This is a genomic window from Nonomuraea sp. CA-141351 (genome assembly GCF_050944675.1).
GTDB lineage: Bacteria > Actinomycetota > Actinomycetes > Streptosporangiales > Streptosporangiaceae > Nonomuraea.
The window spans coordinates 10673425-10700043 of sequence record NZ_CP191982.1 but is presented as its reverse complement, the minus strand read 5'-3'; the positions used below and the strand labels follow the sequence as shown (position 1 = coordinate 10700043).

Genomic DNA, 26619 nt, shown 5'->3' with positions numbered 1-26619 from the left:
GTCCGTCGTGCCCGTGGGGCGTGGCACCCTTGGGGCATGGGTTTCAGCGGCTTCCCTGACGAGGCGTTCCTGTTCTACGAGGGGCTCGAGGCGGACAATTCGAAGACCTACTTCGCGCGGCACAAGCACCTCTATGAGGAGGCGGTCCGGGAGCCGATGCTCGCGCTCACGGACGAGCTGGCCCCGGAGTTCGGGCCCGCGCAGCTCTTCCGGCCCTATCGGGACGTGCGCTTCTCCAAGGACAAGTCGCCGTACAAGACCCACCAGGGTGCCTTTGTGGACCTTCAGCCTGGGATCGGGCTTTACGTTGAGGTGAGCGCGGCAGGGCTGTTCACGGCGGGCGGCTTCTACACGCAGGCCACCGACCAGGTGGCCCGCTATCGGGCGGCCGTGGACGAGGACCTGTCGGGCAAGCCGCTGGAGTCGATCACGTCGGCGCTCGTGGCCCAGGATCACGCGCTGTACGGGGAGCGGCTCAAGACCAAGCCGCGGGGCTTCACGGAGGACCACCCGCGCATCGAGCTGCTGCGGCACAAGTCGCTCTACGCGGGCATGCGGTTCGAGCCGGAGCCTTGGGTGCACACGGCGGAGGTGCTCACGCGCGTGACGCACACGTGGCGCGCCTACGCCCCTCTGGTCGACTGGCTCTGCACCCACGTCCGCGGCAGCGAGCTCCCCCGCCGCTGACCGGCCATCAGCCCCCGGGCACCTGTGGTGTTGCCCCGGGGGTGATGAACGGCCGGAAAATCTCAGGCGCGCTTGGCGCGGGCCGCGGCGCGACCGCGCGTGGAGGCGTCGAGCACGACCTTGCGGATGCGCACGTGCTCCGGAGTGATCTCCACGCACTCGTCCTCGCGGATGAACTCCAGCGCCTGCTCCAGCGAGAGGACGCGCGGCGGGATCACCTTCTCCGTCTCCTCGCTGGTGGAGGAGCGCATGTTGGTGAGCTTCTTCTCCTTGGTGATGTTCACGTCCATGTCGTCGGACCGGGAGTTCTCGCCGATGATCATGCCTTCGTAGACCTCGGTCGTCGGCGAGACGAACAGGGTGCCGCGTTCCTGCAGGTTGAGCATCGCGAACGCCGTCACCGGGCCGGACCTGTCGGCCACCAGGGAGCCGTTGTTGCGGGTGCGGAGCTCGCCGAACCACGGCTCGTAGGAGTCGAACACGTGGTGCACCAGGCCGGTGCCGCGGGTCTCGGTGAGGAACTCCGTACGGAACCCGATCAGGCCGCGCGCCGGGACCACGAACTCCATCCGGATCCATCCGGTGCCGTGGTTGGTCATGTGCTCCATGCGGCCCTTGCGGACGGCCAGGAGCTGGGTGATCGCGCCGAGGTATTCCTCCGGGCAGTCGACCGTGAGGCGCTCGACCGGCTCGTGCACCTTGCCGTCGATGGTCTTGGTGACCACCTGCGGCTTGCCCACGGTCAGCTCGTAGCCCTCGCGGCGCATCTGCTCGACCAGGATGGCCAGCGCCAGCTCGCCGCGGCCCTGGACCTCCCAGGAGTCGGGCCGGTCGGTGGGCAGCACGCGCAGCGACACGTTGCCGACCAGCTCCTTCTCGAGGCGGTCCTTCACCATGCGGGCGGTGACCTTCGAGCCCTTGACCTTGCCGACCAGGGGCGAGGTGTTGGTGCCGATGGTCATGGAGATGGCCGGCTCGTCCACCGTGATCAGCGGCAGCGGGCGCGGGTCGTCGGGGTCGGCGAGCGTCTCGCCGATCATGATCTCGGGGATGCCTGCGATGGCGATGATGTCGCCGGGGCCCGCCTCCTCGGCCGGCTTGCGCTCCAGCGCCTCGGTCATGAGCAGCTCGGTCACCTTGACGCGCTGGATCGTGCCGTCGGTGCGGCACCAGGCCACCTGCTGGCCCTTGCGCATGACGCCCTGGTGGATCCGGCAGAGCGCGATGCGGCCCAGGTAGGAGGAGGCGTCGAGGTTGGTGACGTGGGCCTGGAGCGGGGCGCTCGGGTCGTACATCGGCGCCGGGATGGTCGACTTGATGATGTCGAACAGCGGCTCCAGGTCCGGCGAGTCGGGCATGCCGCCGTCTTCAGGGCGCTCCATGGAGGCCCGGCCCGCCTTGGCGGAGGCGTAGACGATCGGGAAGTCGATCTGCTCCTCCGTGGCGTCGAGGTCCATGAACAGCTCGTAGACCTCGTCCACGACTTCCTTGATGCGGGCGTCCGGGCGGTCGACCTTGTTGATGCAGAGGATGACCGGCATCTTCGCGGCCAGCGCCTTGCGCAGCACGAAGCGGGTCTGCGGCAGCGGCCCCTCGGAGGCGTCGACCAGCAGCACCACACCGTCGACCATCGACAGGCCGCGCTCGACCTCGCCGCCGAAGTCGGCGTGGCCGGGCGTGTCGATGATGTTGATGGTCATGCCGCCGTGCTGGACCGCGGTGTTCTTCGCGAGAATGGTGATGCCCTTCTCGCGCTCGAGGTCGTTGGAGTCCATGACGCGGTCGTCGACGTCCTGGTTCGCGCGGAAGGCCCCGGACTGCCAGAGCATGGCGTCGACCAACGTGGTCTTGCCATGGTCGACGTGCGCGATGATCGCGATGTTCCGCAGGTCGTCGCGGCTGTTCAAAGGCATGATGACGTCTCGCTCTATGTGAGGTGGGGTCGGCCGCGCGAAGTCGCGACTACATAAGTCTAGTTGATCCCCCCTGATGCCAGCGCGGCGCACGGTGAACGGCAGGGGGGATTCGGGCCTACATACTGGGGACCCCCTGTACGCATGGGAAACCTGACGTACATAGCGGGTTGCACAATTGTGCGCATGGCAAGCGTGGCTCGCGTCCCTAGATTGACGGCATGACGTGGACAGAGCTGGTTATGGCCGCGGCGCCGACTCAGGGGGATCAGCCGGCGGTCAGCGACGTCAGGACCGGCGAGGTGGTGTCATACTCCGCGTTCGTCAGACGCGTCACCCGTGCCGCGGCGGGCCTGCGCCTCCAGGGCCTGAAGCCGGGCGACCACGTCATCGTCAACGTCCCGCTCGGCGCGACGCTGCCCGTCGCGGTCCACGCCGTGGCCTGGGCGGGCGGGGTCGCGGTCCTCGCGGCCTCGGGGGCGGCCCGCTTCATGATCACCCAGCGTGATTACGACCCCGCCGTCGCAGAGGTCGAGCAGGTCTTCTCGTTCCAGCCGGTGGCGGGGGCGAAGCCGTTCAGCGAGTTGATCGGCGACCGCACCGTCGAGTTCGGCCCGTTGGCGGGCCCCGCGATCATCGACGGCGGGCGGATGTTCCGCCACGACATGCTGGCGGGCGACCTGCGTAAGCTCGCCTCGCGCCTGGTGATCGACAAGGACGACGTCGTGCTCAGCGCGGTGAGCGAGCCGTTCAAGGGCCTCAGGGTGGTCGATCTGGCGATGACGGCGGGCGCCCACGTCATCGTCGCCCACGAGCCGAGCCTGATCGGCTGCCGCGTGCTGGCCGCCGAGCGCCGGGCCACCATGGTCGTCGCGCCGTATGACCTGGCCAGACGGCTGCTCGGTGACCCCGTTCTGCGTGTCGTCGACGAAAGGGCGATCGTGAGCTCGCTCGGGCTGTGAAAAGTGCGACACTGTGGGAGAGTGTGATCCTTCAGCGACGCAGGGTGACCACATGCCAGAGCCCCCCAGGCAGCACAACCTTCCCGCTGAGCCCAACCGGTTCGTGGGCCGCGAGCGCGATCTCGACGACCTGCGCAGGCTGTTCGGCGAGACCCGCGTGGTCACGCTGTGCGGGGTCGGAGGCATCGGCAAGACCCGGCTGGCGCTGCGTGTCGCCGCGAGGCTCGTGCCCGCGTACCCCGACGGCGTCTGGCTGGTAGAGCTGGCCAAGGTGCGCCGCCCGGAGCTGGTCGACCAGGAGGTCGGCCGCGTGCTCGGCGTGTGCGAGGAGGCGGGCCGCCCGGTGTTCGCCACCGTGGCCGACCGGCTGCGCGATCTGCGGTGCCTGCTGCTCCTCGACAACTGCGAGCATCTCATCGACAGGTGCGCCGAGGTGAGCGCGGCGCTGATCGCGGCCTGCCCGCGGCTGAGCATCCTGGCCACCAGCAGGGAGCCGCTGCACATCGCCAGCGAGCTGATCTGGCGGGTGCCGCCGCTCGACCTGCCCGACACAGGCGGTCCCGACGCCGAGTCCGTGCAGCTCTTCATGGATCGGGCGGCGGCCGCCGGCACCAGGCTGGGCCCCGGCAGCCTGCCCGACGTGGTGCGCCTGTGCCAGGCGCTCGACGGGCTTCCGCTCGCGCTGGAGCTGGCCGCGGCGCGCACGAGCCTGCTCAGCCCCGGGCAGATCGCCGACCGCATCGACGACCGGTTCTCGCTGCTCACCACCGGCGGCCGCACCGCTCCCGCCAGGCAACGCACGCTGCTGGCGGCCGTCGAGTGGAGCTACGACCTGCTGTCCGAGAAGGAGCAGGTGCTGCTGCGCAGGCTGTCGGTGTTCCCGCGGGACTTCGACCTCGACCTCGCCGAGCAGATCTGCGCGGGGCAGCCGATCTCCGGGGCGGAGATCGTCGATCTGCTCGGAGGGCTGGTCGACAAGTCCCTGGTGCTGTGCGACGAGAGCCGCAGGCGCTACTGGCTGCTCGAGACCATCAAGCGGTACGCGGTCGAGCGCCTCCAGCAGGCCGGCGAGCGCGAAGTCCTGCGCGAGCGGCACCTCCACGTGCTCTGCGAGCTGCAGGAGCGCCACTTCATGACCGAGATGGTCGAGCAGGGCGTGCCGTGGGCGCGCCGGCTCGAGGCGCTGACCATGAGCAAGAGCCTCATCGACGACCAGCGGGTGGCACTCGACTGGGCGGCCGAGTCCGGCAGCGTGCTGCTCGCCCTGCGCCTGTGTGCCAGCAGCACGGGCCTGCTGCCCATCTGCGGAAACCTGACGGAGATCGTCACCTGGGTCGAGCGGCTGCTCTCGCTCGACCTGACTCATGTGCCGCCCGAGCAGATCGCGCAGGCCAAGGCGTATCTCGCCTACGGTCTGGAGGCCAGAGACGAGCTGAGCCGCGCTCTGGAGCTGGCGGAGGAGAGCCTGGCCGGGATGTCGCCGTCCAACGCGTACGCCTGCTGCGTCATGCACAGCCTCATCGTCGTCGTACTGCTGCGCATGGGCAGGTCCGAGGACGCGGTGCACCACGCTGAAGAGGGCCTGGCCCTGGCCACCCGCTCGGGCGACGCGTGGAACCAGGCGGCGGGGCTGGCCGGGCTGTCGGCGGTGGCGCTGACCCGCGGCCGGCTGCGCGAGGCGCAGCGGCTCGGCGAGGAGGCGCTCGCGCGGGCCCGTGAGCACGGCCACCGCTGGATCATGGCCAGGACCGCGACCCAGCTCGGCGCGGTGGCCGAGTTCCGCGGCGACCTGGTGACCGCCAAGGCCCAGTACGAGATGGCCGTCCCATGGCTGCGCGAGATGGGCAGCGACCTCGATCTGTCGCGCTGCCTGGCCAGGATGGGCAGGGTGGCGGCGCTGCTGAGCGAGTTCGCCACCGCGCGGGAGTGGCTGGGTGCCAGCCTCGCTCTGGGCAGGGAGACCGGGCAGCGGCAGGGCGTGGCCCGCTGTCTGGTGGGGCTGTCCGTGCTGGCGGAGTGCGAAGGCGATCTGGAGGGCGCCGTGCTGGCCGCCGGCGCGGCGGCCACGCTTCGCGAGTCGATCGGCCAGCAGTCGTCCACGATCAGGATCGAGGAGCTGCTCGGCCGGGCCCGCACCAAGCTGGGCGACGTACGCGCCACCTCGCTGTGGTCGCGGGGGCGGGCGATGAGCCCGGACGACGCCGCCCGCCGCGTGCTGGAGGGCGAGCGGGTGACGCAGAAGATGCCCGTGGCGGCCGAGCCGGTCAAACACTCGCTGCTGACCGCACGCGAGCAGGAGATCGCCAACCTCCTCACCCGGGGGCTGTCCAACCGGGCCATCGCGGCCGAGCTGGTGATCAGCCCCGCCACCGTCGCCCGGCACATCGCCAACATCATGGAGAAGCTCGGCTACACGTCGCGGGCGCAGATAGCGGTGTGGGCCGCCAAGCACCCGAGCCCTCCGCCCTGACGATCCTCAGGGCGTCCCGGCGCTTCGTGTGTAGGCGGCGGGCACGGCGAGTGTGTGATGGGGCAGGCGCTTCTGCATAAGGATCTGCATATTCCGCCCCATGTACGCACGAGACCCCCTCCCTACCGTGGGCGACATGGATGAGCGGATCGTGATGGTGGACTCGGGCACGGGCCTGAAGCTCACCGAGGAGCAGCTGGACGAGAGGTCCGCCGTCGCGACCGTCCAGCTGCGGCGCAGAGGCGTACGCGCGGGTGACGCCGTGCTCATCTGCCTGCCCGTCGGGCCCGACCTGCTGGTGGCGACCGACGCGGTGATCGCCGCGGGAGGCGTCGTCTGGCCGTTGCCCGCCGAGCTCGACGCGGGCGTCCTCAGGGACCGCATGCGGGCGAGCGGCGCCCGCGTGATGATCTCCGATGTGCCGCAGGCGCTCGACGCGGCGGACGAATCACGCGTAAGGGTCGTCATGAGCGTCGCGGACCTCGGCGCCCTGCATTCGTATCCAGTCAGTCACGACTCTGCACGGAAAGTGACCGCATCAGACCCTGAAGCGGTGGAGACTATGCACCGGATGTGATCCTCCCGCGACCTGTTTGGGCCCCACATGACCGCGCAAGTCCCGCACAATCTCCCTGCTGAGCCCAACCGCTTCGTCGGGCGCACCCGCGATCTGGCCGAGCTGGCGGCGCTGCTCCACGAAGAGCGCGTGGTCACGCTGAGTGGCGTGGGCGGCATCGGCAAGACCCGCCTGGCCCTGCGCGTGGCGGCGCAGCAGTCGCACCATTTCGCCGACGGCGTGTGGCTGGTGGAGCTGGCCCGCATCGGCAACCCGGCGCTGATCGTCAACGAGATGGCCGAGGTGCTCGGCGTACGCGACGAGGTGCCCGGGCGGCTGCTCGACGGCCTGCGCACGCGCCTGCGCGGAGCCGGCGCGCTGATCGTGCTGGACAACTGCGAGCACCTGGTCGATCGCTGCGCCGAGCTGGTGGGCGACCTGATCGCCGAGTGCCCGGAGCTGCGGTTCCTGCTCACCAGCCGCGAGCCGCTGCACATCCCCGGCGAGCTGATCTGGAGGGTGCCGCCGCTGGAGCTGCCGGATGAGGGGCATCCCGAGGCGGAGTCGGTGCTGCTGTTCGTGGAGCGGGCACACGCGGCCGGCGCGCGCGGGGTGACGGGCAGCATGAACGACGTCATACGCCTGTGCCACGCGCTCGACGGCCTGCCGCTCGCGCTGGAGCTGGCGGCGGCCCGCACCAGCCTGCTCGGCCCCGGCCGCATCGCCGATCGCATCGCCGTTCGCAAGGGCGACCGCTTCAGCCTCCTCACCACCGGCGACCGCACGGCCCCGGCCAGGCAGCGCACGCTCCTGGCCACCGTCGACTGGAGCCACGAACTGCTCCTGCCCAAGGAGCGCGTGCTGCTGCGCAGGCTGTCGGTCTTCGCCGGGCTGTTCGACCTCGGCCTGGCCGAGCGGGTGTGCGCCGACGGCGGCATCCTGCGCAAGATCGACCTGCTCGACCTGCTCGGCGGCCTGGTCGACAAGTCGCTGGTGCTCCACCACGCCGCCGGCCGCTACCGCCTGCTGGAGACCATCAAGCAGTACGCCGCCGAGCGCCTGGACGAGGCCGGAGAGGCCGAGCGCCTGCGAGACAGGCACCTGAAGGTGATCTGCGAGGCGCTGGAGCGCGGCCACGACGCGGCCTCGCTCGACCGCAGGAAGCCTTGGCAGGAGCGGTTCGCGCACTTCACCGAGGGCCGCGCCCTCCTCGACGACGCCAGGAACGCGGTGGACTGGGCGGTGGAGAGCCGCGACCCGGCGTCCGGGCTGCGCCTCGCCCGCGTCGCGCTGGCGATGCTGGCCGCCCGCGGCGACCTGGGCGAGACCGTCGCCTGGCACGAGCGGCTGCTCGCGCTCGACCTGTCCGGCGTGCCCGCCGACCTGGTCGCGGTGGCCAAGGGCGCGCTGGCGTACGGGCTGGAGCTCGCCGATGAGCTGGCCGGCGCGGAGGAGCTGGTCGTGCGGAGCGTCGAGGAGCAGAAACGGCACCCGTACACGCACTGGCTGGGCATGACGTACGGCGTGGCGCTGACCGTGTTCTTCCGCACCGGGCAGAGCGAGAAGGCACGGCGTTACCTCGAGGAGCTGGAGGCGGCGGCCACCGCCCACGACGACCTGTTCAACCTGGCCACGGCCAGGATCGCCCAGCTCAACCTCGCGCTCTTCCGCGGCCGGCTGCACCAGGCCCAGCGTTACGGCGAGGAGGCGCTCGCGCTGGCCAGGGAGGCCGGGCACCACTGGACGGTGGCCAGGGCGCTGACCCACCTGGGCGCGGTGGCCGAGGCGGCGGGCGACCTGGAGACGGCCAGGTCGCACCACGCCGCCGCGCTGCCGCTGATCGAGGACATGGACAACCGGGTCGAGCTGGCGCGCTGCCATGCCCAGCTCGGCCGGGTGGCGGCCGGGCTGGGCGACTACGCCGCGGCCAGGAGCCACATCTCCGCCGGTCTGGACCTGAGCAGGCAGATGGGCCAGCGCAGGGGCATCATGCGTGCGCTCGCGGCGCTGTCCGCCCTGGCGCGGGCCCAGGACGACCTGGAGGGCGCGGTGCTGGCCGGGTCGGCCGCCACCGCGCTGCGCGAGTCCATCGGGCAGTTCGGCACGCCGGGCCGCATCCAGGAGCTCCTGGAGCTCGCCCGCTCGAGGCTCGGGGCGGGCCGGGTGGCGCTGCTCTGGGCCAGGGGCGCGGAGCGGCCGCCCGAGGAGGTGGCCAGATGGGTGCTCGAGGGGGAGGCCGCGTACACCTCTTCGCAGCCGGGCACGCGTGCCCGGGAGGCGGCGCCGTACGGCGGGCTGACCGCGCGGGAGCAGGAGGTCGCCGCCCTGCTCGCCGGCGGGCTGAGCAACCGCGGCATCGCCCAGGAGCTGGTGATCAGCCCGGCCACCGTTGCCCGGCATATCGCCAACATCATGGAGAAACTGGACTTCGGCTCGCGGGCGCAGATCGCGGTGTGGGCGGCCGAGCACGGGGTGGACGCGGGGCGAACATAAGCTCATATCCATGCCGTTCGCGCCCAACTTTCCCGTCATGCTCAGAACCGACGACGGGGTCCGCATCGACGCCGCACACACCCCCTCCACACGCACCCACACAGGGATCGTGGTGGCGCACGGGTTCACCGGGTCGTGGCGGGAGCGCAGCGCGCGCCGCATCGTGCACGTGCTGAGCGAGTACGGCGGCGTGGTCGCCTTCGACTTCCGCGGCCACGGGCGCTCCGGCGGCGAGACCACGGTCGGCGACCTGGAGATCCTCGACGTGGAGGCCGCCGTGAGGCACGCCCGCGTGGTCGGGTACTCCAAGATCGCGGTTGTGGGCTTCTCCATGGGCGCGGCGGTGGCCGTACGGTACGCGGGGCTGCGCGGGGGCGTGGACGCGGTGGTGTCGGTGAGCGGCCCGGCCCGCTGGTACTACCGCGGCACCAAGCCGATGCGGCAGGTCCACTGGGCCATCGAGCGGCCGCTCGGTCGTTGGGCGGCCAGGATGGCCAAGCGCACCAGGATCGCCCGCGGCCAGTGGGACCCGATCCCGATGCCGCCCCACGAGGCCGCCGGCCTCATTTCGCCGACCCCGCTGCTGATCGTGCACGGCGACGCCGACACGTTCTTCCCGCTCGACCACCCGCACCAGCTGTACGCGGGCGCGCGCGAGCCCAAGGAGCTCTGGATCGAGCCGGGGTACGGCCACGCCGAGTCCGCCGCCACTCCCGATCTCATCCGCAAAATCGGCAAATGGATTGCCTCGAACCTTTCGTGAGTTAAACGCGTCTATCTAGGGCGGAAAGAAAGAAACCGCCGGGAGAAAGTCCCTGGGGAAGGAAACCGCCTTCGCGGTGGACGTGGGACATACTTCCGGTAGCGGGATCTGTACCTAGCGTTGCGGGGGCGCGCTGGGTGCACGTCCCGCGGCACGAAGAAGGGCCTCGCGGCGTGCCGCGAGGCCCTTCGCAAGAGGTCTAGCCGAGCCGGGCGATCGTCTTGTACTCCAGATAGCCGTTCAGGCCCTCGGGGCCGAGTTCGCGGCCGATGCCGCTGGCCTTGTAGCCGCCGAAGGGCGCGTTGGTCTCCAGCATGAAGCAGTTCACGCCGTACGTGCCGGTGCGGACCTGGCGGGCCACGTCCATGCCGTGCTCGGTGTCGGCCGTCCAGACCGTGCCGGCCAGGCCGTAGTCGCTGTCGTTGGCGATGCGTACGGCGTCCGCCTCGTCCTCGTACGGGATCACGGCCAGGACCGGGCCGAAGATCTCCTCACGCGCGATGCGCATGTCGTTGGTGACGCCGGCGAAGACGGTGGGGGAGACGTACCAGCCGCGGTCGCGAGGGCGGTCCAGGCCGCCGACGACGACCTTGGCGCCCTCGTCCATGCCGATCTTGATGTAGCCCTCGACCCGGTCCTGCTGCCGCTTGGCCACCAGCGGGCCGATGCCGGTCGCCGGGTCGGCGGGGTCGCCGACGGGCTGGGAGTTGACCATGCCGGCGACGGCCTCGACGACCTCGTCGTAGCGGTTGCGCGAGGCCAGGATGCGGGTCTGGGCCACGCACGCCTGGCCGTTGTTCATGAGGGAGGCCATGGAGAGGAAGCCCATGCTGGCGGCCAGGTCGGCGTCGTCCAGGATGATCGCGGCGGACTTGCCGCCCAGCTCCAGGCTGACCCGCTTGAGCTGCTCGCCGCAGATGCCCGCGATGCGCCGGCCGGCGGCCGGCGAGCCGGTGAAGGCCACCTTGTCCACGCCGGGGTGGGAGATCAGGTGCTCGCCGGCCTCGCGGCCCGCGGCCACGATGTTGAGCACGCCCGCCGGGAGGCCCGCCTCGTGTGCCCACTCGGCCAGCAGGTACGCGTCCAGCGGCGTCTCGGGCGCCGGTTTGAGCACGATGGTGCAGCCGGCCAGCAGCGCGGGCGCGACCTTGGTCATCGTGACGAACTGGGGCACGTTCCACGGCACCACGGCCGCCACCACGCCTACGGGCTCCCTGCGCACGGTCAGCGGGCCGAACAGCCCCGGCCGCTGGTCCTCCTGCTCGAACGTCTTGCCCAGCTCGGCGTAGTACTGCAGCATGCCCAGCGGCTGGGGCGCCTGGGCCAGGTTCGAGAACGTGATCGGCGAGCCCATCTCCTCCGTGATGAGCTGGGCCATCTCGCCCTGCCGCTCGTTGTAGATCGCGGCCAGCCTGCCGATCACCTCGGCCCGCTCGGCGAACGTCATCTGCGGCCACGGTCCGTGGTCGAACGCCTCCCGGGCGGCCGCGACCGCCCGCTCCATGTCCTCGGCCGTGCCGTCGGGCACCCGGCCGACCACCTCTTCGGTGTGCGGGGAGACGACGTCTATCGTTCCGGTGCCCGCTGGGGCCACCCATTCGCCCCCGATGAACAGCGTGTCGTGCTGGCGCATGTCGTGAGCCTCCTGCTTGACCGAATGCTTGCTTGCTTTCGGGACTCCTCAAGGTGACCGAACCATGTTCTGTCCGGACACGCAAGAGGGGTGCGGCATGGCTCGCCGCACCCCTCCTGGGCCTTAACCGAGCAGATGCCGCATGGACCGCTTGACGAGGTCGGCCCGCGTGGCCTGGTCGGTCACGCTCTCAGCGCCGAATCCCAGGTAGACGGTGTTCTTGGTGACGATGCCGCCGCCTTCCTCGAAGACCTGGTCCGTGCGGAACCAGTTGTTGATCGACGGTGAGGTGCCCTCGGGAGGCGCCCCGACGGTCCAGCCGCCCAGGTCCGACTCGAACGAGGTCTGCTCGGCCGTCGCGCCGTCCAGGGTGACCGCGAAGTCGTCCAGGAAGACGCCCGCACCCTGGGTGCCCCAGTCGCTGATATAGGAGATGGACAGCTCGACCTTCTTGCCCGCGTACGGGGTCAGGTCGACCTTCCACTGCTGCCAGCCGCCCGAGTTGCCGGTGGCCGCGTGCCAGGCGCCGGACGTGCCGGTCGGCTCGCAGTTCGGGCCCTGGTAGCGCTGGGTGAACGGGTGGATCGCCCGCCAGCCCTCGCCGCCGCTGGGCGGATCGCAGCTGCTGCCGGTCTCCTGGGTGGTGTGCCCGTTGGCGTCCGGCAGCGTGGTCCAGTCGTCGCCGCCTGCCGTGTGCGCCTCGACCGTCAGGAAGTCCCAGCCGCCCTCGGTGTCGTACGAGGTCCAGAACGACAGGTCGCCACTGGTCTTCCCGGTCAGGTCGATCGTCTTGGTCAGCCGCTTCCACGAGACGTCGGCGATGCCGCTGTAGACGTCCCAGGAGCCGGTGTGCGGGTCGAACGGGCCGCCCGGGCGTGCCCACTTGACCTGCGCCGAGCTCGCGAACAGCGGGAACTGGTCGGCGGGCAGGATGGCCGAGGTGGCCACGAACGAGTTGGTGTGGCTCGGCTCGATCGTGGCGTTGAAGCCCTCGAACTTGCCTCCGTGGCCCTGCAGCGCGTACGGCTGCCCGGTGTTCTGGTCGGTGCCCGCGTCGTCGAAGTAGACGTACGCGCCGAGCCAGTACTGCTGGAAGTCGTTGAACACCGGGATGCACGGCGGGTCGTTCGGGACCGTGCACTCGGGCTGCGCCGGCTGGTCGGGCTGGTAGTAGTAGGCGCCGTTGTTGTTGGCCGCGTACGACGGGAACTTGCCGGCGTGCAGCAGCTTGCCGCCCTCGTTCAGGTAGTCGCGGACCGCCAGCTCGGTGTCCACGCCGCCCTTGGAGGTCGTGCCCGCCACCTGGCCGGGCGATCTCGGGATGATGTCGTCGCCGGTCTCCCACACCACGGCCTTGTAGTGGCTGAGCACACCGAGCGGGTGCGGGGCCTTGCGGCCCATCTTGTCCATGTCGTACACGTCCGAGGTGTAGCCGGCCGTCTGGAGCGCGGCGGCGTACTCGTCGGCGTACTTGGCCTCGGTCACGCCCTGCGCGGGGCTGAGGCCCGTGACGTCCTCGGTGGCCAGGATCAGCACCTTGCCGCCGATGTCGGTCGCGACGGTGTAGGTGAAGTCGGCGCTCTTCCTGCCGATCGAGCTGAACCAGACCTTCACCTTGTCATTGGGCTTCGTGCCGGTGATCTTGCCGCGGAGCCGGTGGTAGTAGCGGTTGTAGCCCTTGCCGTAGCGCTCACCGCCGTTCCACTCGGAGGTCAGGGCCGTCTTGGTACGGCCGCCGTTGACCTGGTAGTTCAGGAAGACCGGGCCGAGCTTGCGCTTGGCGTCGACCTGGACGACCTGGTCCTTGCCGTAGCTGACCTCGAACGGGTCGATCTCGAAGTCGGGGGTCGTGTTGCCCAGGTGGTTCACCGGCTCGACGGGGTTGACCGCGGACTTGGCCACGTCGAGCGCGAACGGCAGGTTCTTCTCGAACTCCGCCTGCACCGCAGCCTCGTCGTCGGGGAAGACGAACCCGCAGCCGTCGCAGCCCTCGTCCAGCTCCGGCGTCCACGACAGCGTGCCGTACTGGCGATGGGCATGGTCGTTGGTGTCGCCGTTCGTGGTGTACAGCTCGGCGCCGAGGTCGGGGTCGAAGCCGGGGACGGCGGGGTTGGCGTCGTTGCCGGTGATGGCCTCGTAGATCGGGTTGTCGGCCGTCTCCGTGGCGATCTGGAAGCCGCTCGGGTAGAGCAGCAGCGGGCCGAAGGAGTGGTAGTTGAGGTTCATCTCGAACCCGACGCGTTTGAGCAGGCCGTCCATGGCCTTGGTCTCCGGCTCGCTGGCCGGGCCCGCGCCGCGGAAGGTCTCGCTGCTCGGGATGCTCGACGAGCCTTCCTCGTCGTAGTGGAAGTTCGTGGGGAAGTTCCGGTTCGGGTCGACGCCGTCGCCGATCGTGATCTTGCCGTCGCCGTTGTTGTCGCGCAGGTTCTTGCGCCACAGGCGGTTGCCCTCGGTGAACGTGAAGTCGTACCCGTCGGGGTTGGCCACCGGCACGAACCACAGCTCGGTCTTGTTGAGCAGGTCCTTCAGCGTGGCCTTGTTCGCGATCACGTGCTTGAGCAGCCGCATGTCCACCTCAGTGGCGATCCACTCGCGGGCGTGCTGCGTGGCGGAGTAGAGCGTCGAGGGCTTGAGGCCGTCGGGCAGCAGCCGGGCGCCCGTGGTGACCTTGACGGCCAGGATGTCCTGGCCCTTCAGCGACTTGCCGATCGACTCGAGCTTGACGATGTCCTTGTTGGCGTTCGCGATGGCCTTGAGCTGGTCGGCGATGCCGCCCGACTCGGAGTAGGACTTCCAGACGGTGTAGCCGCCCGCCGCCTGCGCCTTGGCGGCCTCCAGCTGGCTCTGGCCCTGCGGGTTGCGTACGGGCTCGGGTTTGTGGCCGAGCTTGCGCAGCGCGGCCAGGTCCGTCTGGGCGGCGGTCAGCTCGATGTGCTCCTTGCCGCCCTTGTTCTGCTGCTGGACGACGTCGAAGCCCTTCTCCCTGAGCTCCTGGGCGGTGCCAGGCGGGCTGTCGAGCTGGTAGAGCTCGATGCGGTCGCCGGCCGGTAAGGGGTCCACGGACGCTTGCGCCGTCGTGGCCACGATGGACGTGCCTAAGCCGAGGATGACGGCTGCGGCGAGGGTCAATGTTCGAGACACGATCTGCCCCTTCGCAGAGACGAGTTCGATCGCCATCTCAAACCGTTGGAGCGATCTATACAAGGCCCAATCTTTAGCTCCTCCTTAATTCGGACAAATCCCTAGAATTTTCGCCAAAGGTGCGGCAGTTCGGTCGTTCGGGTGACAGAGATCAAGATCATCTTCTATAGTTTCGGTCCGTCTATGAGGGAGGGGACGGGTGTGAGAATCGGGCGGGTCGCCGGTCTTGTCGCCGTCCTCGCCGGGCTGCTCGGCCTCCCTGCCTCGCTGCCTGCAGCGGCCGATCCCAGCCCCGCTGACCTGCGGAAGCTCACCAAACAGGCCGCCGAGCTGGAGAAGCGCTACCGCGGCCAGATCCAGAGCCTGGAGGAGGTCAAGCTCCAGGTGAAGAAGGCCACCACGACTTCCGGCACCCTGCTGGCCCAGTTGAAGGAGGCGCAGGCGGACGTGGGGCGCATCGCGCAGACCGCCTACATGGTGGGCCCTGTTGACACCTTTCGGCTCATCGCCCCCAACGTCGACCCGTACGTGATGCTGGGACAGGCGGCCAGCATGACCTACATGGCCGACGAGCGCACCAGGCGCGTCGAGAACGTCCAGAAGCTGATCGAGAAGTCCAGAGCGGCGAAGATCGCCGCCAACGACAAGATCGAGAAGCTGCAGAAGGAGATCAAGAAGCTGCAGAGCAAGCAGCGCGACGTCGAGAAGCTGCTCGCCAAGTTCGGCTTCCAGCAGCCCGGCGGCTCCGAGGGGCTGACCCCGCGCATGATCGCGGTGCGCGCCGACATCATGCAGAACTTCCCCATGAAGTACGGCGTCGGCTGCCTACGCCCCGGCGACCCCGGCGAGCACGGGAAGGGGCGGGCCTGCGACTTCATGATGTCGAGAGGCGGCACCCGGGCCACCGGGGCCGACGAGGCCCGCGGTGACGCTCTGGCGGATTATCTGATCAAGAACGGCGCCCGGATCGGCGTCATGTACATCATCTGGAAGCAGCGCTACTACGACATCCGGTCGGGGGGCGGCTGGGATCCGATGTCGGACCGCGGCGGGATCACGGCCAACCACTACGACCACGTTCACGTGTCGGTGTTCTGAGCCTTCAGGAGGTCCCGCAGCCATCGGTACGACGCCTTCGGGGTGCGGCGCTGGGTCTCGAAGTCCACGCGTACGAGGCCGAAGCGCTGGTGGTAGCCCTCGGCCCACTCGAAGTTGTCCAGCAGGGACCAGACGAAGTAGCCCCGTACGTCCACGCCTTCGGCCATGGCCTGGCGCATCGCCCCGATGTGGCCGTCCAGGAAGTCGATCCGGGCGTCGTCCTGGACCGTGTCCTCTGTGGAGCAGCCGTTCTCCGTGATGAGGATGGGCGGGAGCGCGGTGCCGTACCTCGTCTTGAGGCCGGTCAGGAGCTCGCGCAGGCCGTCGGGGACGACCGGCCAGCCGAACGCGGTCGTCGGGTAGCCGGTGATGCCCGTGTCCGAGAAGGGGAGTGCCTCGTCCGCGGGGGCGGCTATGCGGGTGGGGTTGTAGTAGTTGATGCCCAGGGCGTCCAGCGGGGTGGCGATGATGTCGAGGTCGCCGTCCTGGAGGAAGTCCAGGGATTGGGTATACGCCGACAGGTCCGGATATTTGCCGAGAAGTACGGGGTCGTTGAACAGGCGGTTGTGGAGGATGTCGTACGCGTCCGCCGCCTTGAGGTCGGGCTCCTGCTGCGAGGCCGGCCAGACCGGGGTGCAGTTGTTGGTGATGGCCACCTGGCGGGCCCCCGCGGCCCTCAGCGCCTGCGTGGCCAGTCCGTGCGCCAGGAGCTGGTGGTGGGCGGCCGGGAGCGCGTCCGTGAGGAGGACCTGGCCCGGGGCGTGGATGCCCATGGCGTATCCGTAGGCCATGTGGACGAACGGCTCGTTCAGGGTGATCCAGAGGGGGACGCGGTCGGCCAGACGGTCGGCGACTGCGGCGGCGTAGTCCGCGAACTTTTCCGAAATTTCGCGATTTAACCACCCACTGCGATCTTGCAGCGCCTGCGGCAGGTCCCAGTGGAACAGCGTCGGCACCGGCTGGATGCCGCGCTCGAGCAGCGCGTCCACCAGCCGCTCGTAGAAGTCGAGCCCCTTCGCGTTGACGGGCCCGTCCCCTTGGGGCTGGACGCGCGGCCAGGCGATCGAGAACCGGTAGGCGTTCACTCCCAGACCGGACATGAGCTCGATGTCCTCGCGCCACAAGTGATAGTGGTCGCACGCCACGTCCCCGGTGTGCCCGTCCCTGATGCGGCCCGGCTCGTGGGCGAAGGTGTCCCAGATGGAGACGCCCCTGCCGTCCTCCTCGACGGCGCCCTCGATCTGGTACGCGGCCGTTGCCGTACCCCACAGGAACATCCCGGGCTCCTCCCTGCCTGATGCTTTCGTGGCGAACTTTACCTTCCGGTAATACGTCAGGATGGGGGCATGACGAGTACCTTGCGCCGCCGTCCCGCCCAGCGTCGGAGCGTGGAGCGGGTGGAGCGGATGCTCGACGAGTGCGCGCTCCTGCTCGACGAGGTCGGCTACGAGTCGCTGACGACGAAGGAGGTGGCGCGCCGGGCCGAGGTCCCGATCGGCACGTTCTACCAGTTCTTCCCCGACAAGCAGGGGTTGGTGCGCGCGCTGGCGCGGCGCAACCTCGAGGCGTTCCTCGCCCGGATCATCGAACGCATGCCCGAGGCCGACCTCGGGCACTGGACGGATCTGGTGGACCTGGCCATCGACGAGTTCGTCGGCATGAAGCGCACCACGCCGGGGTTCGCGGTGGTGGACTTCGGCGAGATCCTCCTCGCACCCGGCGGGCCCTCGGTCGCCGGCAGCAAGCGGGCGCTGGACGGGGCGCAGGACAACAACGTGGTGGTGGCCGAGCGGCTACGCGCCCTCACCCTCGAACTCCTGGGCGCCCCCGTGGGCCCAGGGCTGGACCGTGCGCTGCTGGTGGCGGTGGAGGCGACGGACGCGGTGCTGAAGCTGGCCTTCCGCGCGGATCCCCGCGGCGACGCGCTGCTGATCGCCGAGTGCAAGCAACTCGTCCGCCGCTACCTGGCCGACCACCTCCCGTGACTCGCCGCCCGCCTCTCGGCTCGCGCCCCTCGGACGGCGCCCAGCGTCCCGTGACGCGCCACACCAGACGGCGCGCCCCACGGTGTCCGCGCCGCACGTCGCCGCACTGAGCGCGACGGCCCTCTAGGCCCTTCCGGCGCCGGATCGGCGGGGTGTGGTGCGGTAGCGAAGGTGTCCCGCAGGCCGACGGTGGTGCCGAACGGAATCGTGCCGAGCGCGATATTCATGAACCAGACTCTGAGAGCTGGAGCGCGCTCCATGTCAAGCCGTTGACCTGGAGCGCACTCCAGGTGGGATGCTGGGTGCTGTGAGTGTGTACACACCAGGGGAAGTCTCCGAGGAGACCGGCTTCAGCATCGACACTCTCCGTTACTACGAGAAGATCGGGCTGCTGGAGCACGTCGGCCGGAACGCGGCCGGGCAGCGCAGGTTCAGCCAGGAGGACGTCGGCTGGCTCGGCATGCTCCGGTGCCTGCGTGACACGGGCATGCCCATCCGCCAGATGTTGCGCTTCGCCGAGCTCGTACGCGCGGGAGACCACACGATCCCCGACCGGATCAAGCTGCTGGAGGAGCACGACCAGCAGGTCCAGGCGCAGATCGACAACCTCGGCGAGCGGCAGCACTACATCCACAACAAGATCTCCTACTATCGCAGTCTCCTCTAGCCCGGCCTTTGCGGTCCGGCTGTTAAACCAAGATCCATGGCCGGATCGAGGGCGGAGCGGATCGACGAGCCGCTGCGCCGCGTCGCCAGGCTCTGCTCGGCGATGCTGTTCCTCCTGCTGGGGCACATAACGCTCGTCCAGGCGTTCGGCTCGCGCGCGCTCAACTCCGACCACAGGAACGAACGGCCGCTGATCGACAAGTTCGACCGTCCGCGCGGCGACATCCTCACCTATGACGGCACGCCGATCGCCACGAGCCGCCCGACCGGCGCCGGCCCGTACCTCTACCGGCGGTTCTACCGGGACGGCGAGCAGTACGCCGCCGTCACCGGGCACCAGTCGCTCTACAGCTCCACCGGGATCGAGCAGGCGCGCGACGGGGTGCTGTCCGGGGACGACCCCAAGGTCAAGGTGCGGTCGCTGGTCAGGGACGGTGTCGTGGAGGGGGCGGACGTCCGGCTGACGATCAGGGATCGGGTGCAGCGGGCCGCGTACCAGGGGCTCAAGGCGACGGGGCTGCCGGGGGCGGTGGTGGCCATCGACCCGGCGACCGGGGCGATCCTGGCACTGGCCACCTATCCGACGTACGACCCGAACGCTCTCACCACCTCCGACCCCGCGCGCCTCTCCGAGACCTCGCGGCGGCTCGGGCAGGATCCGTCGCACCCCCTGCTGAACCGGGCGCTCAACCAGCTCTATCCGCCCGGCTCCACGTTCAAGCTGGTGACGGCCGCGGCGGCGCTGGCCTCCGGCGAGTACACCCCGTCCGCGCTGGTGGACGCCCCCGCGCGGCTGCGGCTCCCAGGGACCTCGACGTTCCTGCAGAACGCGAACGGCGGCGGGTGCGGGGACGCCCGGCCGACGCTCACATACGCGTTCCAGGTGTCCTGTAACACCGCGTTCGCCAACATCGGGCTCCAGCTCGGGCAGGACCTGCTCAGGGACCAGGCCGAGGCGTTCGGGTTCAACGCGCCGAGCCTGGCGATTCCGCTGGTCGCGACAGCGAGCCGGTATCCGCTCGGCCTGGACAGGTCGCAGACCGCCCTGTCGGCGATCGGGCACCACGACAGCCGGGTGACGCCGCTGATGGTCGCCATGCTGTCGGCGGCCGTGGCCGACAACGGGGTGCTGATGCGGCCGTACCTGGTGGAGGAGGTGCGGCTGCCGGACGGGTCGGTCATCGACCGCGCCAACCCTGCCGTTTACCGGACGGCCGTGTCGCCCCCGGTGGCCAGGAATCTGGTGGCCATGATGACGACGACGCCGCGCGCCATGGCGGCCCGCGAGTCGGGGGTCGCCGGTCCGGAGACCGCGGCAATCGCCGCGTCGAAGGTCATCCCGGGGACGGACGACCACGCGGTCATCACCGCCTTCGCCCCCGCCAACGCGCCCGAGGTGGCGGTGGGGGTCGTGCTGGAGCATCCGGGGGCGCGGGCCCAGGCGGTGACCACGATCGTCCACGACGTCATCAGGGCCGCCCTGGAGTGATTGTGCCCGCGGGCACTGACAGTTCTCCACGATTATGTCTGGGCGCGTGGCGTAGTTGGTGACACACTCACAGTGATGCTGCGATCTGCTGACTTCAGCAACCTGCCGGCCGAGCCGAACGTGTTCGTGGGTCGGGAGTCGGACATTGACGAGCTCGTCCACCTGATGCGCGTTTCGCGGGCCGTGACCCTCTGCGGCGCGGGAGGCATCGGGAAGACCCGGCTGGCCCTGCGGCTCGCCGACAGGGTCGTCTCCGACCACCCGGGCGGCGTGTGGCTGATCGAGCTGGCCGACCTGGAGAAGGGCGAGCTGAGAGGCTATGTCGCCGCCGCGCTCGGGATCGTGGGCGACCTGGCCGAGACGATCGGCGGGCGGCGCGCGCTCCTGCTGCTCGACAACTGCGAGCCTGTGATCGGCGAGTGCGCGGAGCTCTGCCGTGACCTGCTCGGGGCCTGCCCTGGGCTCACCGTGCTGGCCACCAGCAGGGAGCCGTTGCGCGTCCCGGGCGAGACGGTGTGGCGGGTGCCGCCGCTGTCGGTGGACGGGGAGGAGAGCGAGGCCGTGCGGCTGTTCGTGGCCAGGGCCACCGCCGCCAGGCCCGACTTCGAGCTGACCGACGAGACCCGGCCGCTGGTCGTGGAGTTGTGCCAGGCGCTCGACGGCCTGCCGCTGGCGATCGAACTCGCCGCGGCCATGGTCAGGGTGGTGTCGGTCTGCCAGCTCGTCGAGCGGCTCGACGACCGGTTCAGGCTGCTGGCGGGCGGCGCGCGTACGGCTCCGGCCAGGCACCGCACGCTCAGGGCCGCCGTGGACTGGAGCTACCGGCTGCTCACCCCGCAGGAACGTCTGCTGCTGCGCCGTACGGCCGTCTTCCGCTCCTCGTGGACGCTCGACCTGGCGGAAGCCGTCTGTTCGGGTCCGGGGCTGCCCGAGGAGGACGTGCTGCTCAGGCTGTGCGATCTGGTGGACAAGTCGCTGGTCGCCCTGGACGGCGAGATCGCCGGGCAGGCGCGTTACCGGCTGCTGGAGACCGTGCGCGACTACGCGCTGGAGCAGCTCGCCGAGTCCGGCGAGGAGGCCGAGCTGCGGCACAGGCACCTGACGGCGCTGGCCACGATGGCGGCCCGGTTCAAGGACGCGATCGCGCCGGGGGCGCGCACGTCGTGGCCGGTGATCGAGCGGTACGTCAACGTCTTCGACGCGCTCAAGGCCGAGATCGCCTCGGCCTGCGACTGGTCGATCGCCGTCGGGCAGCCGGAGACCGCGTTCGGCCTGCTGACCGACGTACGCTACCTGCTGGTCGGCAGCGGCAGGAAGCTCGACGTGACAGAGCGGCTCGACCGCCTGCTGGCGCTCGGCGCCCCGCAGGTGCGGCCGGCGCTGCGCGGACAGGCCACGATCCTGCGCGGCGAGCTGGCGCTGGCGGCGGGCGACCTCGAGCTGGCCACGCGGTGCACGCGTGCGGGGCTCGATCTGTGCAGATCGGTCCAGGACGGGTACGGCGAGGCCATCGGCCTGATCGCGCTGGCCCAGCTCACCGGCCAGCCCGACACCCTGGACCGTGCGCTGGAGCAGGCCAGGCAGTCCGGCGACCGCATCCTGGAGTCGCTGGCCCAGGGCACCAGAGCGCAGGTCGGCCTGCACCACGGCCGCCTGCGCGAGGCGCAGCGCGCGTTCGAGGAGGTCCTGGCGATCAGCGAGGACCTCGACAACCACGTCGGCCAGGCCTACGCCCACATCGGGCTCGCCCAGGTGGCCAGGCGCTCGGGTGACCCCGCGACGGCCAAGCGGCACTACGAGTCGGGGCTGCGGCTGCTGCGGCACGTGGATGCCAGGCAGCAGATCGTGAGCTGCCTGGCCGGGCTCGGCAAGGTGGCGCTCGACCAGGGCGACCTGGTGGAGGCCAGGGCCAGGCTCACCGAGGCGCTGGTGCTCAGCCGCGACGCGGGGCTGCGTTCGGGCATCGCCAGGCGGCTGGAGGAATGGGCGATCCTGGTCACCGCCGAGGGCGACCACCGGCGCGCGGTCGTGCTGGCCGCCGCCTCGGTGGCGCTGCGCGGCCGGCAGCCCGACGCGCGTACCGAGGACGTCCTGCGTCCCGCCCGGGCGGAGCTCGGCGAGGCGGTGGTCGGCATGTTGTGGGCCGAGGGCACGGGCATGACCGCCGAGCAGGCCGTGGCGTGCGCTCTCGACGGCACGCTGCCCGAACGGCCCGCCGCGCCCGTCATATCGGTCCACCAGGACAGCAGGCTCACGGCCAGGGAACGCGAGATCGCCGAGCTGATCGCCAGGGGGCTCAGTAACCGGGCCATCGCCGACGAACTGGTCATCAGCCCCGCGACCGCCGCCCGCCACGTGGCGAACATCCTGTCCAAGCTGGGCTTCTCCACACGTACACAGATCGCCGCATGGGTGATCGAGAGCCGCTGACCGGTGCACCTCTCTACACATCACAGTGCAGGCCCGGCTACACCCTCCAATGGCGATGTCAGTGCATGTGCTGCCCCCGTCTGCACACCTACCGTTGCTACGTGTGATCGGCCATACGGCAGCGGCCGGCCGATCGCGAACGTCACGCGTCCGCACGGAGCCGGGCCTCCTCGGAGGGGTGGGGACCCGGCTCCGGGCGCGTGACTGCGGGCTCGAGTCGCGCAGGGCTCGGGCCCGCCCCGCTGGAATGCACATCTGCCTACATACATCGGTGGATGCTGGTCCCGCCCGGCGGCCGTACGTTGGCGGTCATGAAGCCCACCGCCTCGACCACCGGCACCGTGATCCACGAGGTGTTCCGCCAGGCCTACGAGCGCGGCGAGCGGCCGGCGCTCGTCGATCTGCGCGGCGGTCACGTCTACGGTTACCGAAGGCTGGTGACCGAGGTGACCAGGGCGGCCTCCGGTCTGGTACGCAGGGGCGCGCGGCGCGACCAGGTGGTGGGCGTGCACGTCTCGACGGCCGGCGCGCAGACGCTGGCCGTGCACACGGTGCTGGCCGCGGGCGGGGTGGCGGCGCCGATCGATCCGGCGCTCGGCGCCTCCGAGATGGCCGCCCGGCTGCGGGAGTGCGACGCCCGCACTCTGATCACCACTCCCGATCTAGCGGAGACGGCGGTCCGGGCGGCCGACGAGTCCCGGGTGCGCCAGGTCGTCTCGCTGGGCACCGCGCTCGACACGATCGACTTCCGCGGGCTGCTCACACTGGAGCCCACCGCGCTGCCGGTGCTCGACGCCAAGCGCCAGGACGCGCTGCTGACGGCGGACAGCCGCCGGATGTCCCACGCCGACCTGCTGACCAGGATGGCCGAGCTCGACCTCCCCGTACGCCTGGCCGAGTCCGACGTCGTGCTCACCACGTGGCTGCCCGACGGCGGATGCGACCTTGTCGCCCTGGTCGGGCTCGGCGTGTCCAAGGGCGCGCTGGTGGTCGCCGCGGGCGGCGGTGATCTTCCCGGCACCAGCTACGACTTCAGCGTCACGGTGGTGACGAGCCCGGAGGGCACGCTGGAGCGCATCCACTGAATATGCGGAGCTGTTATCTGCCCATCCCTTGACGGCGCGCGCCGGGAAGTGGGTTGATTGACAACGTTGTCAAATCACCGACTTCGGGGGGCTTCGAAGGGATGGTGTGCGATGCGACGATGGTTAGCGACCGTCTCGATCTCAATCGTGAGCGTGCTCGGCCTGGTGGCCTGTGGTGGCGGCGGCGGAGGCGGGCAGGCGTCCCAGGCGCCGGCGTCCGGCGGCGGTAAGAAACAGGTTGAGGTCTTCTCCTGGTGGACCGGCCCCGGCGAGGCCGACGGTCTCCAGGCGATGAAGAAGATCTTCGAGCAGCAGAATCCGAACTTCACGTTCTTCGACGCCGCGGTGGCCGGCGGCTCCGGTGACAAGGCCAAGGCCCTGCTCCAGTCGAAACTCCAGGCCAACACCCCGCCCGACACCTTCCAGGGACACGCGGGCGCCGAGCTGCAGGGCTACATCAAGGCCGGCAACCTGGAGGACCTGACCTTCCTCTACGACGAGCTGAAGCTGAAGGACGTCTTCCCCACCCAGCTCATCGACCAGATCAGCGTCGACGGCAAGATCTATTCGGTGCCGGTGAACATCCACCGGTCGAACGTGCTGTGGTTCAACCCGGGCGTGCTGAAGGACGCCGGCGTGGCCGCCGCACCCAAGACGATCGACGAGTTCATCGCGGACCTGGAGAAGGTCAAGGCCAAGGGCAAGATCCCGCTGTCCATCGGCTCCGAGTGGACCGTCGTCCACCTGATGGAGAACGTGCTGCTCGGCTCGCTGGGCACCGACGCCTACAACGCGCTGTTCAAGCCGGGCGCCGACTGGAACAGCCCGCAGGTGACCAAGGCGCTCCAGGACTTCGCGAAGATCATGTCGTACGCGGGCGACCCGCAGGACGACTGGCAGCCGGCCGCCAAGCAGGTCGCCGACGGCGAGGCCGCGTTCAACATCATGGGCGACTGGGCGTACGGCTACTTCCACAACCCGCCGGAGGGCGGCCTGGGCAAGACGTCGAAGACGGACTTCGACTGGGCTCCGGCTCCGGGGACCACGGGCACGTACCTGTGGCTGTCCGACAGCTTCACCCTGCCCAAGGGCGCGAAGAACCGTGACGGGGCCATCGCCTGGCTGAAGGTCGCGGCCAGCAAGGAGGGCCAGGACGCCTTCAACCCCAAGAAGGGCTCCATCCCCGCCCGCAAGGACGCCGACCAGTCGCTCTACACCGACTACCTGGCCGACGCGCTGAAGGACTGGTCGAGCAACAAGCTCGCCGGGTCGATCCAGCACGGCGTCTCGGTGAACCAGCCGTGGCTGGCGTCGATCACCGAGGCGGTCGGGCTGTTCATCGGCAGCAAGGACGTCAAGGCCCTGCAGCAGGGGCTCTCCGACGCGGCCAAGGCCAACGCTCAATAACTCATCGCGCGCGGCGGTCGTCATGGGCGTCCGCCGCGCCCGTGGGAGGGAATGCTTGTGAGGCGGGCACGCACGTGGCTGCCCGGACTCCTCCTCGTCACGCCGTCGATCATCCTGATCGGCGTCTTCGTGTACGGCATGCTCGGCTGGAACTTCCGGCTGGCCATGACGGACCAGCACGATCGGGTGTCCGAGGGGAAGTTCGTGGGGCTGCAGAACTTCGTCGACATCTGGGACCAGCCGCGCTGGCACCTGTCGGTGAACCACGCGATCGTCTTCACGATCGCGTTCGTGCTGGGGGCGCTGCTGCTCGGCTGGCTCCTGGCGTTCCTCATGGAGAAGGGGATCAGGGGCGAGGGGACGTTCCGGGCGATCTACCTGTTCCCGATGGCCATCTCGTTCGTCGCGACCGGGATCGTGTGGCGGTGGCTGATGAACTCGGGGACGGGGGAGCGGGCGGTCGGCTTGAACCGGCTGTTCGACTGGATCGGGCTGCCGCAGTGGCAGTGGTTCAGGGATCCGGACTGGGGGATGGCCGCGATGGCGATCCCCGCCATCTGGCAGATGTCCGGATATGTCATGGCTTTGTTTCTGGCCGGGTTCCGGGGCGTGCCCGAGGAGCTGCGGGAGGCCGCCCGGGTGGACGGCTGCAACGAGTGGGGCGTCTACCGGCATGTGGTGCTGCCCCTGCTCAGGCCTGTCACCCTGTCCGCGCTGATCATCCTGGGGCACATCTCGCTCAAGGTCTTCGACCTGATCGTGGCGGTGTCGGGGAAGCAGATCATCACCGACGTGCCTGCGGTGTTCATGTGGGTGGCGGTGTTCGACTCGAACGATCCGGCCAAGGGGGCGACGATCGCGTCCTACATCGTGGTCAGCGTGGCGATCTTCGTGATCCCGTACCTGATCTGGTCCGTGCGTAAGGAGAGGCGCTCATGACGGCGGTGGCCGGGCGCAGGGCGGCCTTCTCCTGGGTGCGGTTCGGCCTGCTGGTCGTCCTCGTGGTGATCGTGCTCATCCCGATCTACGTGCTGCTCGTCACCAGCTTCAAACCGCTCACGGAGGCGGACCCGGGGCAGGCGTGGAACCTGCCGCGGACGTGGACGACCGAGGCGTGGCGGGTGGCCTGGGAGAAGCTGTCGCCCGGCCTGTGGAACAGCGTGCTGCTGGCCGTGCCGGGCTCGCTGCTGTCGTGTGCGCTGGGCTCCATGAACGGCTACGTGCTGTCCAAGTGGCGCTTCCCCGGCGCGGACGTGCTGTTCACGCTGTTCCTGTTCGGGATGTTCATCCCGTACCAGGGGGTGATGATCCCGCTGGTGCAGCTGCTGGTGTGGCTGAACGAGAGCACCGGGCTCGAGGGCGTCTTCTACGGCGGCATCCCGGGACTTGTGCTGGCCCACGTCGTGTACGGCATCCCGATCTGCACGCTGATCTTCCGCAACTACTACGTCACGATCCCCGACGAGCTGATCGAGGCCTCGCGGGTGGACGGGGCCGGGATGCTGCGGGCGTACTGGTCGGTGGTGCTGCCGGTGTCGGGGCCGGCCATCGCGGTCGTCATCATCTGGCAGTTCACCTCGCTCTGGAACGACTTCCTGTTCGCCGTGTTCCTGACCGGACCGACGAGCTGGCCCACGACCGTGATGCTGAACAACATCGCGGGCGCGCAGGCCACCCCGTACAGCCAGCAGATGGCGGCGGCGATCCTGGCGTCGATCCCGACGATGCTGATCTACGTCGTGCTGGGCCGGTTCTTCATGCGCGGGCTCATGGCGGGGGCACTCAAGGGGTAGCCAACCCCCGTCACCGCCATTCGTCTGCATCCCTTCGCCCTCGCCGTA

The 26619-nt window shown here is 69.8% G+C and carries 19 protein-coding genes; 15 read left to right on the top strand and 4 right to left on the bottom strand.

Annotation, left to right across the window (positions count from 1 at the left end):
- Positions 1–36: 36 nt before the first annotated feature.
- Positions 37–687: a DUF2461 domain-containing protein gene (locus ACQPWU_RS50215; protein ID WP_433433575.1), complete on the top strand. Its 651-nt coding sequence runs from the start codon at positions 37–39 to the stop codon at positions 685–687.
- A 62-nt stretch (positions 688–749) separates the two neighbouring features.
- Here ACQPWU_RS50215 and typA read toward each other — a convergent pair whose 3' ends face one another.
- A complete protein-coding gene (gene typA / locus ACQPWU_RS50210) occupies positions 750–2600 on the bottom strand; it encodes a translational GTPase TypA (protein WP_433433573.1) in 1851 nt (616 codons plus the stop codon).
- A gap of 221 nt (positions 2601–2821) precedes the next feature.
- On the opposite strand from typA, the gene ACQPWU_RS50205 reads away from it, so the two are divergent.
- From ACQPWU_RS50205 to ACQPWU_RS50185, 5 genes are all read left to right on the top strand, one after another.
- A complete protein-coding gene (locus tag ACQPWU_RS50205; protein WP_433433572.1) occupies positions 2822–3562 on the top strand; it encodes an AMP-binding protein in 741 nt (246 codons plus the stop codon).
- A gap of 52 nt (positions 3563–3614) precedes the next feature.
- A complete protein-coding gene (locus tag ACQPWU_RS50200; RefSeq protein WP_433433571.1) occupies positions 3615–6032 on the top strand; it encodes a LuxR C-terminal-related transcriptional regulator in 2418 nt (805 codons plus the stop codon).
- A 136-nt stretch (positions 6033–6168) separates the two neighbouring features.
- On the top strand, positions 6169–6609 hold the full coding sequence (locus tag ACQPWU_RS50195) for an AMP-binding protein (protein WP_433433569.1): 441 nt from the start codon (positions 6169–6171) through the stop codon (positions 6607–6609).
- 27 nt (positions 6610–6636) lie between these two features.
- The gene (locus tag ACQPWU_RS50190; protein WP_433433567.1) at positions 6637–9081 is read left to right on the top strand and encodes a LuxR C-terminal-related transcriptional regulator; all 2445 of its coding nucleotides are present in this window, start codon (positions 6637–6639) and stop codon (positions 9079–9081) included.
- 10 nt (positions 9082–9091) lie between these two features.
- The gene (locus tag ACQPWU_RS50185; protein WP_433433566.1) at positions 9092–9844 is read left to right on the top strand and encodes an alpha/beta hydrolase; all 753 of its coding nucleotides are present in this window, start codon (positions 9092–9094) and stop codon (positions 9842–9844) included.
- 199 nt (positions 9845–10043) lie between these two features.
- On the opposite strand, the gene ACQPWU_RS50180 is transcribed toward ACQPWU_RS50185, so the two are convergent.
- Positions 10044–11477 carry an aldehyde dehydrogenase gene (locus ACQPWU_RS50180; RefSeq protein WP_433433564.1) on the bottom strand — a complete coding sequence of 478 codons (1434 nt, stop codon included), beginning with the start codon at positions 11475–11477 and terminating at the stop codon, positions 10044–10046.
- A 123-nt stretch (positions 11478–11600) separates the two neighbouring features.
- Positions 11601–14618: a M14 family zinc carboxypeptidase gene (locus ACQPWU_RS50175; RefSeq protein ID WP_433433563.1), complete on the bottom strand. Its 3018-nt coding sequence runs from the start codon at positions 14616–14618 to the stop codon at positions 11601–11603.
- A 201-nt stretch (positions 14619–14819) separates the two neighbouring features.
- Between ACQPWU_RS50175 and ACQPWU_RS50170 the strand changes: the two genes are divergently transcribed.
- Positions 14820–15716: a coiled-coil domain-containing protein gene (locus tag ACQPWU_RS50170; protein WP_433433562.1), complete on the top strand. Its 897-nt coding sequence runs from the start codon at positions 14820–14822 to the stop codon at positions 15714–15716.
- Here ACQPWU_RS50170 and ACQPWU_RS50165 read toward each other — a convergent pair.
- Positions 15698–16993, bottom strand: a complete 1296-nt coding sequence (locus ACQPWU_RS50165; RefSeq protein WP_433433560.1) for a GH1 family beta-glucosidase — start codon at positions 16991–16993, stop codon at positions 15698–15700. The two genes, ACQPWU_RS50170 and ACQPWU_RS50165, sit on opposite strands and share 19 nt — an antisense overlap.
- A 69-nt stretch (positions 16994–17062) precedes the next feature.
- Here ACQPWU_RS50165 and ACQPWU_RS50160 point away from each other — a divergent pair, with 69 nt between their 5' ends.
- From ACQPWU_RS50160 to ACQPWU_RS50125, 8 genes are all read left to right on the top strand, one after another.
- Positions 17063–17701: a TetR family transcriptional regulator gene (locus ACQPWU_RS50160; RefSeq protein WP_433433558.1), complete on the top strand. Its 639-nt coding sequence runs from the start codon at positions 17063–17065 to the stop codon at positions 17699–17701.
- Positions 17702–18008: 307 nt separating this feature from the next.
- Entirely contained in the window at positions 18009–18368 is a 360-nt protein-coding gene (locus ACQPWU_RS50155) for a MerR family transcriptional regulator (RefSeq protein ID WP_433433556.1), read from the top strand.
- Positions 18369–18404: 36 nt separating this feature from the next.
- Complete coding sequence (locus ACQPWU_RS50150; RefSeq protein WP_433433554.1) at positions 18405–19856, top strand: penicillin-binding transpeptidase domain-containing protein; 1452 nt, start codon at positions 18405–18407, stop codon at positions 19854–19856.
- Positions 19857–19931: 75 nt separating this feature from the next.
- On the top strand, positions 19932–22286 hold the full coding sequence (locus ACQPWU_RS50145; RefSeq protein WP_433433552.1) for an ATP-binding protein: 2355 nt from the start codon (positions 19932–19934) through the stop codon (positions 22284–22286).
- Between the two features lie 311 nt (positions 22287–22597).
- A complete protein-coding gene (locus tag ACQPWU_RS50140) occupies positions 22598–23371 on the top strand; it encodes an AMP-binding protein (RefSeq protein ID WP_433433550.1) in 774 nt (257 codons plus the stop codon).
- Between the two features lie 111 nt (positions 23372–23482).
- Positions 23483–24778, top strand: coding sequence for an ABC transporter substrate-binding protein (locus ACQPWU_RS50135; protein WP_433433548.1), 1296 nt, complete (start codon positions 23483–23485; stop codon positions 24776–24778).
- A 51-nt stretch (positions 24779–24829) separates the two neighbouring features.
- A complete protein-coding gene (locus tag ACQPWU_RS50130) occupies positions 24830–25717 on the top strand; it encodes a carbohydrate ABC transporter permease (RefSeq protein WP_360697203.1) in 888 nt (295 codons plus the stop codon).
- Positions 25714–26571 (top strand): carbohydrate ABC transporter permease, encoded by an 858-nt coding sequence (locus tag ACQPWU_RS50125; protein ID WP_360697206.1) that lies wholly within the window; start codon positions 25714–25716, stop codon positions 26569–26571. Before ACQPWU_RS50130 ends, ACQPWU_RS50125 begins: the two co-directional genes overlap by 4 nt.
- Positions 26572–26619 lie beyond the last annotated feature (48 nt).